This window comes from Streptomyces sp. NPDC058525 (assembly GCF_042719495.1).
Classification (GTDB): Bacteria; Actinomycetota; Actinomycetes; order Streptomycetales; family Streptomycetaceae; genus Streptomyces.
The window spans coordinates 151231-168092 of the sequence record NZ_JBHXNP010000006.1; the positions used below are offsets into that span (position 1 = coordinate 151231).

At 72.2% G+C, this 16862-nt stretch carries 14 protein-coding genes; 6 read left to right on the forward strand and 8 right to left on the reverse strand.

Annotation, left to right across the window (positions count from 1 at the left end; all coding sequences use genetic code 11):
• Position 1 precedes the first annotated feature (1 nt).
• The 3 genes from ACFWP3_RS05490 to ACFWP3_RS05500 form a co-directional block, all read right to left on the reverse strand.
• On the reverse strand, positions 2 to 1333 hold the full coding sequence (locus tag ACFWP3_RS05490) for an ABC transporter substrate-binding protein (RefSeq protein ID WP_384216438.1): 1332 nt from the start codon (positions 1331 to 1333) through the stop codon (positions 2 to 4).
• Between the two features lie 81 nt (positions 1334 to 1414).
• Positions 1415 to 3097 (reverse strand): glycoside hydrolase family 13 protein, encoded by a 1683-nt coding sequence (locus ACFWP3_RS05495; RefSeq protein WP_384216440.1) that lies wholly within the window; start codon positions 3095 to 3097, stop codon positions 1415 to 1417.
• 215 nt (positions 3098 to 3312) lie between these two features.
• The gene (locus ACFWP3_RS05500; RefSeq protein ID WP_384216442.1) at positions 3313 to 4587 is read right to left on the reverse strand and encodes an ABC transporter substrate-binding protein; all 1275 of its coding nucleotides are present in this window, start codon (positions 4585 to 4587) and stop codon (positions 3313 to 3315) included.
• A 168-nt stretch (positions 4588 to 4755) separates the two neighbouring features.
• On the opposite strand from ACFWP3_RS05500, the gene ACFWP3_RS05505 reads away from it, so the two are divergent.
• The 5 genes from ACFWP3_RS05505 to ACFWP3_RS05525 all read left to right on the forward strand — a co-directional run bounded on the left by ACFWP3_RS05505 (position 4756) and on the right by ACFWP3_RS05525 (position 10035).
• Positions 4756 to 5262 carry a PadR family transcriptional regulator gene (locus tag ACFWP3_RS05505; RefSeq protein WP_266939536.1) on the forward strand — a complete coding sequence of 169 codons (507 nt, stop codon included), beginning with the start codon at positions 4756 to 4758 and terminating at the stop codon, positions 5260 to 5262.
• Positions 5259 to 6026 carry an ABC transporter ATP-binding protein gene (locus ACFWP3_RS05510; protein WP_384216444.1) on the forward strand — a complete coding sequence of 256 codons (768 nt, stop codon included), beginning with the start codon at positions 5259 to 5261 and terminating at the stop codon, positions 6024 to 6026. The genes ACFWP3_RS05505 and ACFWP3_RS05510 overlap by 4 nt, the downstream gene beginning before the upstream one ends.
• Positions 6027 to 6028: 2 nt before the next feature.
• Positions 6029 to 8356, forward strand: coding sequence for an FtsX-like permease family protein (locus tag ACFWP3_RS05515; RefSeq protein WP_384216446.1), 2328 nt, complete (start codon positions 6029 to 6031; stop codon positions 8354 to 8356).
• 87 nt (positions 8357 to 8443) lie between these two features.
• Complete coding sequence (locus ACFWP3_RS05520) at positions 8444 to 8827, forward strand: VOC family protein (RefSeq protein ID WP_384216448.1); 384 nt, start codon at positions 8444 to 8446, stop codon at positions 8825 to 8827.
• A gap of 167 nt (positions 8828 to 8994) precedes the next feature.
• Positions 8995 to 10035 (forward strand): vWA domain-containing protein, encoded by a 1041-nt coding sequence (locus ACFWP3_RS05525; RefSeq protein ID WP_384216450.1) that lies wholly within the window; start codon positions 8995 to 8997, stop codon positions 10033 to 10035.
• A gap of 122 nt (positions 10036 to 10157) precedes the next feature.
• Here the strand turns inward: ACFWP3_RS05525 and ACFWP3_RS05530 are convergent, their stop codons facing one another.
• From ACFWP3_RS05530 to ACFWP3_RS05545, 4 genes are all read right to left on the reverse strand, one after another.
• Positions 10158 to 11519 (reverse strand): carotenoid oxygenase family protein, encoded by a 1362-nt coding sequence (locus ACFWP3_RS05530; RefSeq protein ID WP_384216452.1) that lies wholly within the window; start codon positions 11517 to 11519, stop codon positions 10158 to 10160.
• A gap of 73 nt (positions 11520 to 11592) precedes the next feature.
• Positions 11593 to 12033, reverse strand: a complete 441-nt coding sequence (locus tag ACFWP3_RS05535; protein ID WP_384216454.1) for an SRPBCC family protein — start codon at positions 12031 to 12033, stop codon at positions 11593 to 11595.
• A 45-nt stretch (positions 12034 to 12078) separates the two neighbouring features.
• Positions 12079 to 13542: a DHA2 family efflux MFS transporter permease subunit gene (locus tag ACFWP3_RS05540; RefSeq protein WP_384216456.1), complete on the reverse strand. Its 1464-nt coding sequence runs from the start codon at positions 13540 to 13542 to the stop codon at positions 12079 to 12081.
• A gap of 89 nt (positions 13543 to 13631) precedes the next feature.
• A complete protein-coding gene (locus tag ACFWP3_RS05545; protein WP_384216457.1) occupies positions 13632 to 14198 on the reverse strand; it encodes a TetR/AcrR family transcriptional regulator in 567 nt (188 codons plus the stop codon).
• A gap of 185 nt (positions 14199 to 14383) precedes the next feature.
• On the opposite strand from ACFWP3_RS05545, the gene ACFWP3_RS05550 reads away from it, so the two are divergent.
• Complete coding sequence (locus ACFWP3_RS05550; protein WP_384216458.1) at positions 14384 to 15505, forward strand: nucleotide disphospho-sugar-binding domain-containing protein; 1122 nt, start codon at positions 14384 to 14386, stop codon at positions 15503 to 15505.
• A 76-nt stretch (positions 15506 to 15581) separates the two neighbouring features.
• Here the strand turns inward: ACFWP3_RS05550 and ACFWP3_RS05555 are convergent, their stop codons facing one another.
• On the reverse strand, positions 15582 to 16652 hold the full coding sequence (locus ACFWP3_RS05555; RefSeq protein WP_384216460.1) for a polyprenyl synthetase family protein: 1071 nt from the start codon (positions 16650 to 16652) through the stop codon (positions 15582 to 15584).
• Positions 16653 to 16862: the final 210 nt, after the last annotated feature.

Here is a 16862-nt window from a genome sequence, read left to right on the forward strand (position 1 = left end):
CTCAGTTCCCGTAGGCCTTGGCGGCTTCGGCTTCGAGCTTCGCGGCCGTCGCCCGGGGGTCGGACGGGTCGCGCAGGAAGTCCTGGAGGAGCTTCCACTCGCCGGCGCCCTTGGTGCCGCCGAACGCGGCCGGGGCCTGGTCCGACATGTCGAAGCGGATCGAGTCGCCGGCCGCGATGAGCGATTCGGCGGTGCTGCGGGTGACGGGGTCGCCGTACGCGGCCATGTCCACCCGGATGCTCGGGGACAGGAAGCCGCCCTCGCCGGCCCAGATCTCGGCCGCCTCGGGGCCGGCCAGGTACTCGACGAGCTTCATGCCGGCCTTGGCGTTCTTGCCCTGCTTGAGGACGACGGCCGCGTCACCGCCGCTGACGACGGGCGCCTTGCCGCCGTCGACCGCGGGGAACGGGAGGAACTTGGCGTCCTTGCCGGGCTGCTTGCCGAACTGGTCCTTGGCGATGCCTCCGACGAAGTCTCCCTCGTAGACCATGGCCGCCTTGGGCGCGGGGCCGAAGACCTGCTCGACGGACGTGGGGAAGTCGGTGCCCAGCGCGCTCTGGGCGCCGCCGGCGACGAGCCGGTTGTCCTTGAAGAGCTCCCCGAGGGTGGTCAGTGCCGTGACGACGCTTTCGTCGGTCCACTTGAGCGTGTGCCGGGCGAGCTGGTCGTACTTCTCCGGCCCGGCCTGGGAGAGGTAGATGTTCTCGAACCAGTCGGTGAGGGTCCAGCCGTCCTCGCCGGCTATGGCGAAGGCGGGGCGGCCGGAGTCGGCGAGGGTGCGGCCGGTCTTCAGCAGGTCGGCGTACGTCTTGGGCTCGCCGACGCCGGCCTGGGCGAAGGTTTCGGGGGCGTACCAGATGGTGGACTTGTGGGCGGCCTTGAAGTAGAGGCCGTAGTACGTGCCGTCGACGGTGCCGTAGTTCTTCCACACCGGGGCGAGGGAGGAGTCGGCCGTGCCGGCGGTCTGCTCGGACAGGGGCTGGAGCCAGCCCTCCTTGGCGAACTGCTGGAGCACGCCCACCTGGGGGACCATCACCACGTCGGGCGCGTTGCCGCCCTCGATCTTGCTTCCGACGAAGGTGGACACGTTGTCGCCGGAGGGGACGAAGACCGTCGTGGCGCCGGTCTTCTGGCCGAAGGCGTCGAGGACCTTCTTGAAGTTCTTCTGCTCGGTGCCGGTCCAGACGCCGGCCACGGTCACGGTCTGGCCCGCCAGTTCACCGCCGCTCGCGGGTCCGGTGGTGCCGCCGCAGGCGGTGGCGCCGAGGGTGAGGGCCAGGGCCGCGGTGGCGGTGGCCGCGGTGCGCAGGGGCTTCGTGCCGGTTCGTCGCATGATGGGGTCCTTTTCGCGGAAGACGGGGAGACGGGTCAGGAGGAGGGCTGGGCGGGCGTCGGGTGTGCGGGGGTCACGGGGTCACGGGGCTGGGCACTCGGCCGTCCACCAGGCGGCCGTGGCCGGGGGGAGCACGCCGTCGGGGCAGGGGCCGCTGGCGAGCAGCGGAGTCCCGGGGACCGGAGCGGGTACCGGCCGTGTACCGAAGTTGACCGCGCAGACCAGGCCGTCGCCGCGGGCGATGGCGAGCACCTGCGCGGGCGCGTCCAGCCAGCGCAGGGTGCCGTCGCCGAGCTGCGGCAGGGTGCGCCGCAGCTGGAGGCCGTCGCGGTAGAGGTGCCAGAAGGAGCGGGTGTCGGCGAGGGCGCGGTCGGTGGCGTGCTCGGCGAACCATTCGGGCTGCGGCAGCCACGGTTTGGCTTCGGCCGTCTCCTGGCTGAAGCCGAACGGTGAGGCGTGCCCGGACCAGGGCAGGGGCACCCGGCAGCCGTCGCGCACGTGCTTGCGGCTGCCGGTGCGGTGGAAGATCGGGTCGGTGAGGACCTCGTCCGGCAGGTCGAGGACCTCGGGAAGGCCGAGCTCCTCGCCCTGGTAGACGTAGGCGGCGCCGGGGAGGGCGAGCATGAGGAGGGCGGCGGCGCGGGCGCGGGCGGCTCCCAGTCCGCTGCCTTCCACGCCGGGCTCGCCCGCGTAGCGGGTGACCGTGCGGACCTGGTCGTGGTTGTTGAGGACCCAGGTGACGGTGGAGCCGGTGCCGGCGATGTCGCGCATGGCCTCGGTGATCGTCGCGCGGAAGGCGTCGGCGTCCCAGGGTGCGCTGAGCAGGTCGAAGAAGAAGGCCTGGTGCAGTTCGTCGGGGCGGACGTACTCGGCGTGCTGGCGTGCGGTCGGCACGGACACCTCGCCGACGAGCAGCCGGTCGCGGCCGTCCCGGGCGGTGTACTCCTCGCACACCGAGCGCCATCGGCGCCACACGCCGTGCACCTCGGGCTGGTTCCAGGCGAGCTGGTTGACGGCGTCGCGGGCCCGTTCGTCAGCCGCGGGATCGTCCGAGTCGGGCAGTTCGGGGTGCTTGAACAGTCCGGCGGCCACGTCGATGCGGAAGCCGTCGACGCCGCGGTCCAGCCAGAAGCGCAGCACGCGCTCGAAATCGTCGCCCACGGCCGGGTCGCGCCAGTTCAGGTCGGGCTGCTCGGGCGTGAAGAGGTGCAGGTACCACTCTCCGGGGGTGCCGTCGGGGTCGGTGGTCCGGCTCCAGGCGGGCCCGCCGAACATGGCGTGCCAGTTGTTGGGCGGCTGCGCGCCGTCCGGGCCGCGGCCGGGTGCGAAGTGGAAGCGGGAGCGCGGGGCGCCGCCCGGTGCGCCGGCGAGCGCCGCGCGGAACCACGGGTGCTCGCTGGAGCAGTGGTTGGGGACGATGTCGAGCAGCAGCCTGAGCCCGAGCCGGCGGGCGTCGGAGACCAGCCGGTCGAACTCGGCGAGGTCGCCGTAGACGGGGTCGACACCGCAGTAGTCGGCGACGTCGTAGCCGTGGTCGTGCTGCGGCGACGGGTAGAAGGGGCTGAGCCAGATGCCGTCGACACCGAGCTTCCTGAGGTAGGGAAGCCCAGCCCGTACGCCGGCCAGATCGCCGACGCCGTCCCCGGTGCTGTCGAGGAAGCTGCGGACGTAGACCTGGTAGATCACCGCGTCGCGCCACCAGGAGTCCGGTGCGGCGGCGGTGCGGGAGGGGTGGCCGATCTCGGCCGGAAGGGTGCTGAGCATCTCGCGTCGACCTGTTCTGCTGAATGCGAGAGCGCCCTGGATCAGGTGCGCTGTTATGCATGCATGTTAAGTAGGTGCGACGGAGAGGTGTCAACGATGCATCCGGAAACCGTCAAAAGTTGGGGTGGTTTGTGCCGGAGTATCCGCATGCACGACTGAGGGCATCTACTTAACATGTAAGTAGATGCCCTCAGGGGAGGCGGATGACAGTGAGGTCAGTCGGCGCGGGAGATGGCCCCGAGTTCGCGCGCGAGCCGCGCCACCGCCTCCTCGGGCGTCTGGCGCAGCGCCATCACGTCCTGCGCCACGGCCTGCACGGCGAGGCTCACCTGGTCGTAGCGCGGGCTCTTGGGGCGCGGGGCCGCCGACAGCAGGCTCTCGCGGAGCGTGGGCAGGTACGGATGCGCGCGGATCAGCTCGGGGTCCTCGTACAGCGCGGCGCGCACCGGTGGCAGCGAGCCCTCGGTCAGCACCTTGCGCTGGACCGGCTCGCTGGTGAGGTACGAGATGAGATCGGCAGCCGAGGCCGGATGCCGCGAGTTGCTGCTGACGGCCAGGTTGGAGCCGCCCAGCACGCTGGTGCCGGGCCCGTCGGGGCCGGGCAGCGGCACGGCGCCGAACCTGCCCGCGATCTTCGACCCGTCCGCGCTCGCGTCCGCGTACACGTACGGCCAGTTCCGCAGGAAGAGCAGCCGGCCGTCCTGGAACGCCCGGCGGGACTCCTCCTCCTTGTAGCCGAGCGCGTCACGGGACATCCAGCCCTCCCGCACGCCGTCGCCGAGGAACCGCAGCCCGGCGCGCGCGGCCTCGGAGTCGACGCTCACCCGCGCCCCGTCGTCGCGCAGGATCGAACCGCCCCCGGAGTGCACGGCCTCGGTGACGTTGACGGTGAGCCCCTCGTAGGGGAGGAACTGGCCGGCATAGCCGTCCAGCCCGTACTCCGGGGCGATCGTGCGGGCCTGCCGGGCCAGTTCGGCCCAGGTGCGCGGCGGTTCCTCGCCCTCGCGGTCGAGGATGTCCTTGCGGTAGTAGAGCAGTCCGGCGTTCGTGACGTACGGGACCGCGTACAGCCGGCCGTCGAAGGTCGCGGTGTCGACGACCGGCCGGAGGAAGGCGTCCAGCGGGAAGCGGTCGCGTTCGAGCGGGGCGATCCATCCGGCGGCCGCGAACTCGGGCGTCCAGGCCACGTCGATGTTCAGCACGTCGAACCGGCCGCGGCCCGACCGCAGCTCGCTGATCATCTGGGCCCGCGTCTCGTCGGCCGAGTCGGGCAGTTCGACGAGCGTGACGCGCTCGCCGGGGTGGCTCTCGTTCCAGTCCTCGAGCAGCGGGGAGAGGTAGCCGGTCAGATCGCCCGCCGTCACGAGCGTCAGCGGGCCGCGCCCCCCGGAGGCCGCACCCGCGTCGGCGCGGACGCCGAAACCGGCGTAGCCCGCCAGCACCACCGCCACGACCAGGAGAGCTCTACCCGCGGCACGCGTCCACCGCATAGATTCCTCCCAGTGCACGATCCGGCTGCGCCGCCGACCATCGCGGCCTATATATACCCGTTAGGCATGGGCGATACTAGACGTCCAGGCAGACGAGCCGGATGCGGACGCGAACCCGTCCGGAACCGGGTGAACCGTTGACTACGGAGCGGGAAGGAGGGGGAGCCGGTGCGGCTGGCGCTCCTTGCGCTCCTCACCCGTAGCCCCGCGCACGGATACGAGCTGAAGCAGGACCTTGAGAAGCTCCTGGGCGCCGCGTACCCTCAGCCCAACGTCGGCCAGATCTACGTCACCCTCGGCCGGCTGGAGAAGAGCGGCCTGATCGAGGGCGAGGACGTCGAGCAGTCGGGCCGGCCCAACAAGCGCACGTACAGACTGACGGACGCCGGGCGCGAGGCCGTGCTGGCCTGGTTCGAGGACACCGCCGAGGAACCCCGCGTACGGGACGAGTTCTTCATGAAGCTCGCCCTCGCACCGCGGTCGGGTCTCGCCGACCCCGTCGCACTGATCAACAAGCAGCGGCGGCAGTACCTCAACACCATGCGGGACCTGTCCAAGCTGGCCGCGGCCGAGGACCGCGACAACAAGATCTCCCAACTGCTGATCGAAGGCGCCATGCTGCACCTGCAGGCCGACCTCGACTGGCTGGAACGCTGTCAGGAGGAGCTGGAATGAGCCTCGACTCCACCACCGCTCCTGCCGTGCCCATCGTGCGCGCCGAGGGCCTCACCAAGACGCACCACGGCGAGGGCGTGCCGGTGCATGCCGTGCGCGGGGTGGACCTGTCCGTCCGGCCGGGCGAGTTCGTCGCGGTCACCGGGCCGTCGGGAGCCGGGAAGTCCACGCTGCTCCATCTGATCGGCGGCCTCCAGCAGCCCGACAGCGGGAAGCTGTGGCTCGGCGGAGAACGCGTCGACCAGTACCGGGAGGCCCGCTGGGCCGTCCTCAGGCGCCGCAGCATCGGCGTCGTCTTCCAGTTCTTCAACCTGGTCTCGAACCTGACCGTCGCCGACAACGTCGAACTGCCCGCCCTGCTCGCCGGCGCCTCCCCGAAGGCCGCCCGCGCATCCCGCGCCGAACTGCTCGCCGAACTCGGCCTCGAAGGCCGGGAACGGTCGATGCCCGGCGAGCTGTCCGGCGGCGAGCAGCAGCGGGTCGCGCTCGCCCGCGCACTGGTCAACAACCCGGCGCTGCTGCTCGCGGACGAGCCGGCCGGCAGCCTCGACAGCAAGGGCACCCGCGAGGTACTGCGGCTGCTCTCCCGGTTCCACCAGCGCGGCCAGACGATCGTGATGGTCACCCACGACGCCCGGATGGCCAGCGCCGCCGACCGCGTCATCAGCTTCTTCGACGGACGCATAGCCGACGACGCGCAGCTCGGCGACGGACACCGCGAGCCGGCCGGCGGCGTCCGCGGCGTACTCGAACTGAAGGAGTGACCGTGCGGGCCACCCTGCGCTGGGCGCACGCCGACCTCCGCGCACGCCGCGGCGAAGCCCTCTTCGTCGTACTGGCCAGCGCCGGGATCATCGCCTCGCTCCTGCTGGCCGGCGCACTGTTCGGCTACGCCGCCAACCCCTGGCAGCGGATCTTCAACCAGTCGCAGGGCGCGCACATCTGGCTGCACACCCGCGCCGGGGCCGACACGGAGGCCCTGTCCCGTGTGGACGGGGTCGCCGCCCTCTCCGGGCCCTTCCGCACGGCGGCGACGACCGTCGAAGCGCGCGGCGCACGGGCCGGGGTCACGCTGCGCGCGGCCGGGGCGGCGCCGCCCGAGACGGGGCGGCCGCTCGTCACCGCGGGCAGCTGGCCGGCCCCGCCGGACGACGAGGCCCCGGCCGGAGCCTCCGTCGTACTGGAGGCCTCGGTCGCGCAGGCGCTGTGGGCGGAGCCCGGCGACACGGTGAAGGTCACCGGGCCGGACGGTGCCGCACACGCGCTGCGGGTGAGCGGGATCGCCGAGGTGGCCGAACCCCGCTACCGGCCCGGCGGCGGACCCGGCATCGGCTGGGTGCTCCCCCGCACGCTGGACGAGATCGCGCCGGCGGACACCGGACAGAGCGTGGGGCTGCGCCTGGAGGATCCGGACGACACCGACTTCATGGTCCAGCGCGCCGTGACGGTCCTCGGCGCCGACCGGGTGGCCGGTGTCACCAAGTGGCAGCAGGCCCGGGCCGAGGCGGGCGGCGACGACCGGCTCCTCGGGCAGTTGTTCGCCGTGTTCGGGCTCGGCGCGCTGCTCACGGCGGCGCTGGCCGCGGCGGGCGCGATCGGCGCGCGGGTCCGCGGGCAGCTGCGGGACATCGCGGTCCTCAAGGCCGTCGGTTTCACTCCCGGCCAGGTGACCCGCGGGTTCCTCGTACAGCACCTGGTCTTCGCGCTCCTCGGCGTGGCCCTCGGCACGGCCGCGATCGCCCTGCTGGGAGCCCGGATACCGGGGCGGATCGGGGAGGCGGCCGCGGTCTGGGAGGACCTGCCCGGCCACACCGCGCTGATGATCGGAATCCCCTGCGGCGCGGTGCTGCTGATCGCCGCGGCCACCGGGCTCTCGGCCTGGCGGGCCGGACGGGTGCCACCGGTGCCGGTGGCCCGGGCGGCGCTCCCGTCCGCCGCACCGATGACCGCGCTCGGCAGGCGGGCCCTCGGGATACGGGTTCCCCCGGCGCTCGTCCTGGGGTGGCGCGCGGCGTTCCCGCGGCGCGGCCGGACGCTCGTGTCGGTGGCCCGGCTGGCGCTGCCGCTGACGCTCATCACGGTGGCGCTCGTCGCCTGGTCGACGCTGGACCAGTTCCGCGGCCGGCCCGCGCAGATGGGCCTGCCCGCGGCGCTGACCGTACGGGCCGGACAGGGCGCCGGGGCATCCGACGCGGAGCCGACGAGGACCCTCGGGGCGGTCCCGGGCGTCGCAGCGGTCCATCCGGGCGCGGAGATGGCGGCCCTCGTACCGGGGCAGACCGGCACCATCACGCTCCGCGGGCTGGGCACCACCGAGCAGCCGTACCCCTCCGCCGTGGTCGAAGGGCGCGCGGTCCGCGGTCCGGACGAGGCGGTGGCCGGCCAGGGGCTGCTGGATCTCCTCGGGGTGCGGGTCGGCGACTGGGTGCGGATGACCGTCGAGGGACGGCCGCAGATCCTGCACCTGGTCGGCCGGACCATCGAACCCGAGTCCGGCGGCCGGGTCGTCACCACGACCATCGACGCGCTGCGGGAGCGCGATCCCCGGCTGCGGCCCGAGTTCCACGCCCTGGTGCTGCGCGAAGGGGCGGACCCGCAGGCGGTGAGCGGGGCGCTCGCCACGGCGGCGGGCGGAACCCTGGAGATCCGCGAGACGCCCAACCCGGCCGACCGGCTGGAACCGGCCCGCGGAGTCATCGCCTCGCTGATCGCGGTGCTGGCACTGATCGGCCTGACCGAGCTGCTGACGCTGATCGGCACGGGCGTACGCGACCGGGGCCGCGACCTGCTCGCGCTGAAGGCGATCGGGCTGACGCCGCGGCAGATCGGGGCGATGATCGTGACCTCCGCCGGGCTGACCGCGCTCGTCGCCGCGCTGGTCGGGACGACGGCGGGGGCGCTGTCCGGCCGCTGGCTGGTGGACGCCCAGGGCGCGTCGAGCGGGATCGGCGCGGGGATCGCCCACCTCCCGCCGCTGCCGGTGCTGTTGACAGTGGTCGTCGGGGCGGTACTGGGCGCGGTGGCGGCGGCGACGCTCCCGGCAGCCCGGGCGGCACGACGGCGGCTGGCGGACTCGCTGAGCGAGACGCTCTGAGCCTCGGGCCATTACTCCGTCGGGGCAGCGGAGGATCGTTCCGCGCCGATCGGGCCCGGGGAGGGCCGGGGTGCCTATCCTCGCCGTATGGCATGCCGAATCAGCGAACTCGTCATCGACGCGGAAGACCCTGACCGACTGGCCGCCTTCTGGTGCGACGCCCTCGGCTACGTGGAGCTGGCCCGAGAGGGTGACGGCAGCATCGAGATCGGCCCGCCCGGTGTGGGGTTCGGCGGAGCGCAGCCGACCCTCGTCCTCAGCCCGGGCCGTGCCCAGCGGGCGGGGAAGCTCCCCCTGCACATCGACGTCAACGCCACCGACCGCGACCAGGACGCCGAGCTGGCCAGACTGCTCGCGCTGGGCGCCGTACGCGCCGACATCGGCCAGACCGGAGAGGAGAGCTGGCACGTCCTCGCCGACCCCGAGGGCAACGAGTTCTGCCTCTTGCGCACGCGGCTGAAGCCCCTCTGACGCACCGCCACACCGAACCGGACTCTGCGGGGGCCCGGCCGACTCCCCGGCCGGGCCCGACCGTCATCCTCCCGTCCCTTCCCTCTCCCCTCCCCTCCCGGACTCCAGGGCCGATTGTCAGTGGTGGGTGAGACGATCTATTCATCGCTTGGGAAAAGGGGGAGCTCATGTCCGGAAACCAGAACTACATCAACCACGTTGCTCTTGTGCTCGATGCCAGTTCGTCGATGTCGCACCTGAGCGGCAAGGTCGTCGAAGTCGCCGATCAGCAGATCGCCTATCTGGCCCGCCGCTCGCAGGAACTGGATCAGGAAACCCGCGTCACGGTGTACGTATTCGCCGACAAGGTGGAATGCGTCATCTACGACAAGGACGTGCTGCGCATGCCGTCCCTGAAGCAGCTGTACCGGGTCGGCGGAATGACCGCCCTGATGGCGGCGACGCTGAAGTCGCAGCGGGAGCTGGCGCAGACGGCCCAACTGTACGGCGACCACAGCTTCCTGACGTTCGTACTGACCGACGGCCAGGAGAACGCCAGCCACCGCTGCCCGGATGCCCCTGCCAGGGACCCGCGCGAGCTGGTACAGGCCGTGGCCACGATGATCGAGACGCAGCAGGACAACTGGACTCTGGCCGTCCTGGTGCCGGACCAGATGGGCAAGCGCGAAGCCATGCAGTGCGGCTTCCCGAAGGACAACATCGCCATCTGGGACGCCACGAGCACGCAGGGTCTGGAGGAAGCCGGAAAGGTCATCCTCCAGGCCACCGAGAAATTCATGGTGGGCCGCTCGAAGGGCATCCGTGGATCGCGGGCGGTGTTCTCCACGGGCGGGGAGGCGGTCAACAAGAAGTCCATCCAGGCGGCCGGTCTCACGCCGGTGAATCCGTCGGAATACCAGCTGATTCCGGTGGCTCGTGACGTCGCGATCCGGGAATGGGTCACCGAATCCGGCCACACCTACCGCACGGGCTGTGCGTTCTATCAGCTGAGCAAGACGGAGAAGATCCAGGCGCGGAAGCAGATCGCGGTGCTGGAGAAGAAGACGGACCAGGTCTACACGGGCCCGGAGGCCCGAGCCCTGCTCGGCCTGCCGGACGCGGAAGCCCGCGTCAAGCCGGACCACAACGACGAGTTCACCATCTTCGTGCAGAGCACCAGCGTGAACCGCAAGCTGGTGCCGAGCACGCGCCTCCTGCTGATGAACTGACACCACGGAAGCCCCGCCGGTCCGCCGGACGGGGCTTCCTCCGCCTTCACACCCGCGCCGCCGCCGGCGTGCCGGTCACCGGGAGAGACGGGGCGCGCTTGTCTCTCCCGGGGTCCGGGGTGTCAGTTCCGGCTGCCGTCCAGGGCGGTGTCGGGGATCCAGGAGCCATGGCTTCCGGCGGTGACGCGGCGCGGCAGGTGGACGGCCGCTATCCGGTCGAGGCCGGCGGCGTCGAGGACCAGCAGCTGTGAGGCGTCCTGTTTGAGGTCGGAGATCACGGTGAGGAGGTAGCCGTCGTCTTCGCTGGTGGCGGCCTCCGCGGGGACGAAGACGGCCTCGCTGGGCAGGCGTGCGTCGCCGACCTGGTGGATGCGGCGGGCGCCGGTGGTGCGGTCGTACTTGACGATGCCGTAGCCGCCGAAGCCGTTCTGGTCGGGGAAGGAGACGGCGTACTGGTAGCGGTTCTCGGCGCCGAGGTAGTCCTCGTTGAGGGTGGGGAACTCGACGGCCAGGTCGTCGATGATCTCCTCGTGGACCGTGCCGGCCGCCATGTCGATCAGCCAGCGGCGGGTGTAGGAGCGGGTGGTGGGTTCGGTTCCGCGGCCGGGGGCGCCGACCCACCAGTTCCAGGACAGCTGGAAGCCCTCGCGGTCGACGGTGGGGCCTTCCAGGACGATGCGGCCCCGGCTGTCCTCGTAGGCGTTGCCGACGTGCAGCATGCTGCCCGGCTCGATCGGGAACCAGCGCACCTGGCGGGCGCCCTCGGGACCGCGGGGCATCACCCCAATGCGGGCGGGCTGGGCGTCACTCCAGCTGTACGGGATCCCGGAGTGCTCGGTGGGGTCGAAGGTGACCGCGCCCTCGACGAAGACGACGTGGTGACGGGTGAGGGCGAAGTCGTGCTTGAGGGAGGCCGTGGCGCCCGGGATTTCGGCGCTGTGGGTGATCGCGCCCTTGGCGTCGGCGACGTAGTAGGTCAGGAAGGGCGGGAAGGGGGAGGAGCCGAAGAAGTGGAGCTCGCCGGTGACCGGGTCGGTCTTGGGGTGGGCGGTCATCGCGGTGCGGAGCTTGCCGTCGAAGTCGTGGGCGCCGACGGTCGCCAGGTCCGGGGTGAGTTCGAAGGGGAGGTTGGCCTCGCAGAGGGCGAGGAGGCGTCCGGCGTGTTCGATGACGTGCGTGCCGGCGGTGCTCGCGGTCAGGTCGGGGCCGCGGTCGGTCATGTACGGGGCGCCGTCCAGGGCGGGGGTGTGCACCCAGCGGTTGCGGTACCACTCGGCACGGCCTTCGCGGAGCCGGATCCCGTGGACCATGCCGCTGCCCTTGAACCAGTGGGTGGGCGTGACACCGGGCTTGGGGTTGTGCCCGTTGCGGAGCAGCCGCCCGGTCAGCTCCGGGGGCAGGGAGCCCTCCACAGCCAGTTCGGCGGCGGTGATCTCGTCGACCGCGGGCTCGTAGTGACCGGTCAGGAACGGCATGCGGGTCATGGCAGGAACCTCACTTCTCGATGTACGGAGCGTTGGCTGATCGGTGGTGACCGGTGTGCGGCAGGCGTGCATGTCACATGCCGTGCTCGGCCTGGGACTTCAGGGCGGCGAGCCAGTTCTCCAGGGACTGGTGCAGCGCCCGGCCGAGTTCCTCGGGCGCCGCGTCGACGGGGGCTCCGCTCCAGGACTCCTCGGTGTGCACGGTGACCTGGTCGCCGGTCTGCTCGAAGGTCCACACGTGGATGCCGGTGATACCGCCGGCGGGGCCACCCCACACGATCCGCTCCCCCGGGATCAGTTCGTGGACCGTGGAGGTGATGTCCAGGCCGTGGGTCTTCCAGGTGAACGAGGTGCCGGGCGTCAGCGGGCCGTCGAGGACGGACTGGTCCACGTCCGTGTTCCAGGTCGCCCAGGCGCCGATGTCGGTGTGGAGCTGCCACACGGTCTTGAGCGGGGCGTTGATCACGGTGGAGAGGCGGGCGATGACGGGGGCGTTCTCGTCGATGGCGTACATGGCGGGTCTCCTTCTCAGGGGTGATGGGTGATACGGCGGTCGGTTTCAGGACATGTGGGTGAGCGCGGCCGGCTGCTGTGGGGCAGCGGGGTCGGCGGTCCGGCCGCGGGGGCGGTCACGTCGGGCGAGGACGAGAGCGAGGAGGGCGGTTGCGGTGAGGACCGCGGCCGAGACGGCGAACGCGGTGCGGTAGCCGGCGGTGAGGGCGTCCAGGGGCGGCTGGTGGGTCGCGGCGTGGGCGGTGACGGAACCGGCGAGAGTGGCCAGTACGGCGAGGCCGATCGCGCCGCCGACCTGGCGGGTGGTGTTCACCAGCCCGCCGGCCAGGCCCGCGTCCTCTCGCGGTACCCCCTCGACGGAGACCGCGGTGAGCTGGACGAAGGCGATGCTCAGGCCCAGGCCGATCAGGACGCTCGGCCCGAGTACACCCGTCAGGTAGCTGCCGTCGGCGGTGATCCGCGACAGCCACAGGAGCCCGCCGGCCTCGGCGAGCAGGGCCGCCGTCACGGTCGCCGTGACTCCGATGCGGCGGGAGATCCGCGGCGCGAGGGTGGAGCCGAGCATGTTGGCTCCGGCGAGCGGAAGCTGGCCCAGGCCTGTCACCAGCGGGCTGGAGCCGAGCACCTGCTGCTGGTAGAGCGGGAGGAAGAAGAAGAGGGCGATCCACACCGACCCGAGCAGCGCCATGAGCACGTTCCCCGCCGCGACCCGGCCCTTGGCGAACAGGCGCGGCGGGAGGAGCGGATGCGAGTGGCGCCGCTCCACCAGGACGAACACCGCGAGGAGCGCTGCCGCGAGGGCGGAGGCGGTGAGCACCCGGGTGTCCGTCCAGCCGGAACGGCGTGCGGTCGTCAGGCCCCAGACGAGGGCGGTCAGCGCGAGGGACACGGCGGCGGTGCCGAGCAGGTCGAAGCGTCCTCGTTCGGTGACGGAGGCCCGTGGTACGAAGGCCGTCGTGGCGATCAGGACGAGGATCGCCCCGATGGCGACGGCGTGGAAGATCCAGGGCCAGCCCCACGCCTGCGTGAGGACCCCGCCGAGGAGCACTCCGGCCGCGGCGCCCGCCCCGGATACCGCGCCCCACACCCCCAGCGCCCTGCCGCGGGAAGGGCCGGGCGGGAAGAGGAGCATCACCAGTGCGAGGGCGCTCGGCGCGATCGCGGCGGCTCCCAGGCCCTGCACGGTGCGGGCCGCGATCAGAGCCGTGGGCGTGGTCGCCAGGCCGGCCGCCAGGGACGCGGTCGCGAAGAGCCCGAGGCCGGCGAGCAGGACCCGGCGACGGCCGAGCAGGTCGGCCGCCCGGCCCCCGGCCAGCAGCAGCGCCCCGAACGCCAGACCGTAGGCATTGACCACCCACGTGGTGCCACCGTCCGACAGGCCCACCCCGGCCCGGATCTGAGGCAGCGCCACGTTCACGATCGAAGTGGCCAGCATGACGGTGAACTGCGCCGCGGCCAGCGCCGCGAGCGCGGCCCCGGGGCGGGCGGTGGTTCCTAAGGACTTCTGCACGACAAGCTCCATTGTGTGGTCAACCACTCACAAGGTGGGCCGAAGAAGAGGCGGGGCGGCACACACGCCCCGCCGGCCAGACTGCGGCCTCAGTAGTGCCTGATGCCGGCGGACAGGGTCCGGCTCCACGGCGCGTCGACCTGGTCCGCCCCCATCGAGACGATCAGGTGGCACAGCATGCCGCGGGCGAAGAACTCCTGGACCTGCTGCTCGCTGCCGCCCGAGGCGCCGCGCACGTACTCGACCAGGCGGGCGTAGCCCTGGCGGACCACCTCGCGCACGGCCGGCTCCGAGGCCGCGGCCGCCTGCGCCTGGAGCTGGATCAGCATCAGGTCGTTGTCGGCGATCAGCTTGGCGTACGACTCCGCCATGGCCGCCAGCACCTCTTCCGCGCCGCTCCCCCGGGCCTCGGCGGCCGCCTGCTCCATGCCGGCCCGCACCTGTACGAAGCAGTGCTCCACCACGGCGACGAACAGCGACTCCTTGCTCGGGAACAGCCGGTACACGTACGCCTGGGAGATGCCGGCCGCCTTGGCCACCTCGGTCGTGGTGGTGCCGAAGTAGCCGCGTGCCGCGAAGGCGCCGACGGCGGTGTGCAACACCGTCGCGCGGCGCTCCTCAGCGGTGGACAGCTGGCGGGTTCGCTCTGACTTCATGTGAGTACTCAACCACTCACACTTTTCCGAGTCAAGCCCCCAGCGTCCCTACGCCCGTTCCAGAACGTCCGGTTATCGACGCTCTCGGGGGAACACAACCCGCCTTCCCGTCAGTTCACCAAAGGGAATCGGGGCGGGCCCGCACGACTCGTCCTCGACCGTCAGAACAACGGCAAGGAGAACACGTGCGCATCCTCTTCACCGGCCCCGCCGCGGCCGGGCACCTCTTCCCGATGATCCCGACCGCGCAGGCCCTGCGCGCCGCCGGCCACGAGGTGCTGTTCGCGAACTCGCAACCGCTGCACCAGCTCCGCCAAGCAGGATTCCCCATCGTCGAGATCGGCGACGGCCGCACCATCCGGGACGTGTTCGAGCAGTCCACCGGCGAGGAGGTGCGCTACGTCGCCCCCGAGATGACCTCGGACGAGATACTCGACCGGGCGGCCCACGGCTTCGCCCTCGTCTCCCGCACCACCGTGCACGGCCTGCTGGAGGCCGCCGAGAGCTGGCGCGCCGACCTGCTGGTCTACGACTCCTTCCAGGCCTCCGCCCCGCTGGTCGCGGCCAAGCTCAAGATCCCCTCGGTGATCCAGAACTTCGGCGTCACCTCCGGCCTCGACATGGTCGGCCGGCTCGCCGCCAACTTCACGGAAGCGTACGAGACGTACGGGGTGGACGGCCCGGCCCAGCCCACCGCGCTGAACATCGTCCCCGCCTCGCTCGGCGGCGACCCGGGCGGCCTGCGGATGCGCTACGTCCCCTACAACGGCGGCGGCATCGTGCCCGCCCAGCTGCTCCGCCGCGGCACCCGCCCGCGCGTCACCATCACCCTGGGCACCGTGCTCACCGAGATGGACGGCGTCCGCGCCATCGTCCGCCTGATCGAGGCCGCCGCCTCGGTGGACGCCGAGTTCCTGCTCGCCGTCGGCGACGCCGACCTCACCGCGCTCGGCACCCTCCCGGACAACGTCCGCCCGCTGCCCTGGATCCCGCTCGCCGAGCTGCTGACCTCCTCCGACGCCCTGATCCACCACGGCGGCGCCGGTACGATGCTCACCGCCCTGCAGGCCGGCCTGCCCCAGCTCCTGCTCCCCCAGGGCGCCGACCACTTCACCAACGCCGACGCCCTCACCCGGACCGGCGCCGCCCTGCGCTCCGCCTCGGACGGCGTGGACGCCGAGCTCCTCACCCGCCTCACCACCGACCCGGCCCTGCGCGAGGCCGCCACCCGCCTCCAGGCGGAGAACGCCGCCCTGCCGAGCCCGGCCGAGACCGTCCCCGCCCTGGAGGCCCTGGCCGCCTCCTGAGCCGTGGCCACCCCCGCATCCGCGCCCGGACCGACCTGCGCGGCAGGACGGGCGCGGATGCGGGGGTGGCTTTCGGTCACCTGGCCCGCTCGACGGTCAACAGCGGCAGCTGCTCGAAGAAGGCGACCGGCTCCGCCCGCCACCGCGACCGCCAGCCGGCGGCCACCTCGGACGCCTGCCGCGCGTAGCGGCGCATGTCCGCCTGCATCCCGACCGCCACACCCCGCCGCTCGGCGATCTCCCGTACGGCGGCGACGGTTTCCGGTGTGCAGGACGGGTCCCCGAGCGCGGCTTCCACCGTGCGGCGCTCGGCGCCGTCAACCGATGCGAGCAGGGCACGGACGGTGTAGCTGTTCTTCCCGTCGCGGATGTCGGTGCCGGTGGGCTTGCCCATGGTGGCCGCGTCTCCGAACAGGTCCAGGTAGTCGTCGCGCATCTGCCCGCAGATGCCCACCAGCCGCGCGTACTGCCGCAGCTCCGCGTCGAAGTGCGCGGGCTGCCCGCCTGCGGCCAGGAGGCCGAGCTGCATGGGCGCGAGGATTGAATAGCGGGCGGACTTGTAGTCGGCCACGCCGTGCAGGACGTCCTCGTCCGGTGCGGCGGCGAAGTCGCGCTCCAGGTCGATGATCTGGCCGACGAACGTGTCGGCGGCCGCCCGGGTCTGCGCCTCGACCATGGCCTGCCGTACGGCCACGGGCACCTTCGCCTCCAGCAGCACCCGCAGCGACAGGGCGAGTGCCAGATCACCGGCGAGGACGGTCAGGCCGAGGGCCGCCCGCGGGTGGTCGGGGAACCGCTCGAGGTACGAGTAGTACGTGGACGGGCCGCCGCGCCGGGTGGGGCTGTCGTCGATGAGGTCGTCGTGCACCAGGCCGTGGGTCTGCAGCAGCTCGGTGCTCAGGGCCGCGGCGTCCAGCCCTTCGACCGGCCCGTCCGTCACCAGGCGCGCCGCCTCGTGCAGCAGCACGACCCGTATCCGCTTCCCGCCCCGCAGGGACAGCTCCCGCAGCAGCCGCAGGCACTCCGGGGTGAAACGGCTGAACGGCGGTGCGTCGAGCCCGGCGCCCACCGTGTCGAAGTATTCCTCGAAGAGCGTGTTGAACCGCTGCTCGTGGGCGGCGAGACGTTCGAGGATCTGCTGGGTCATGACGGGTTCTTCCTGCTCGGGGCGTGCCGGAAGGACACCGCCGTGGACCTGCGACGGTAGTGGCTCGTACCCGTGGCCCGTCGCGGCGGGGTCGGCGGGCCGGGGTGCCGGCGGCGACCGTGACGGTCCCGGCCTCGTGGTCGATCTGGATGCCGGTCAGCAGGTCGGGGCGTATCAGCAGGCCGTCGGTGGCGGCCGCCGCGGTGAAGG

Bases quoted from the DNA above. Each gene is read 5' to 3' on its own strand.
- ACFWP3_RS05535 (WP_384216454.1), bottom strand. From the start codon at position 12,033: ATGTACGCCATCGACGAGAACGCCCCCGTCATCGCCCGCCTCTCCACC.
- ACFWP3_RS05520 (WP_384216448.1), top strand. From the start codon at position 8,444: ATGGCATGCCGAATCAGCGAACTCGTCATCGACGCGGAAGACCCTGAC.
- ACFWP3_RS05530 (WP_384216452.1), bottom strand. From the start codon at position 11,519: ATGACCCGCATGCCGTTCCTGACCGGTCACTACGAGCCCGCGGTCGAC.
- ACFWP3_RS05500 (WP_384216442.1), bottom strand. From the start codon at position 4,587: ATGCGGTGGACGCGTGCCGCGGGTAGAGCTCTCCTGGTCGTGGCGGTG.
- ACFWP3_RS05490 (WP_384216438.1), bottom strand. From the start codon at position 1,333: ATGCGACGAACCGGCACGAAGCCCCTGCGCACCGCGGCCACCGCCACC.
- ACFWP3_RS05545 (WP_384216457.1), bottom strand. From the start codon at position 14,198: ATGAAGTCAGAGCGAACCCGCCAGCTGTCCACCGCTGAGGAGCGCCGC.
- ACFWP3_RS05525 (WP_384216450.1), top strand. From the start codon at position 8,995: ATGTCCGGAAACCAGAACTACATCAACCACGTTGCTCTTGTGCTCGAT.
- ACFWP3_RS05555 (WP_384216460.1), bottom strand. From the start codon at position 16,652: ATGACCCAGCAGATCCTCGAACGTCTCGCCGCCCACGAGCAGCGGTTC.
- ACFWP3_RS05510 (WP_384216444.1), top strand. From the start codon at position 5,259: ATGAGCCTCGACTCCACCACCGCTCCTGCCGTGCCCATCGTGCGCGCC.
- ACFWP3_RS05495 (WP_384216440.1), bottom strand. From the start codon at position 3,097: ATGCTCAGCACCCTTCCGGCCGAGATCGGCCACCCCTCCCGCACCGCC.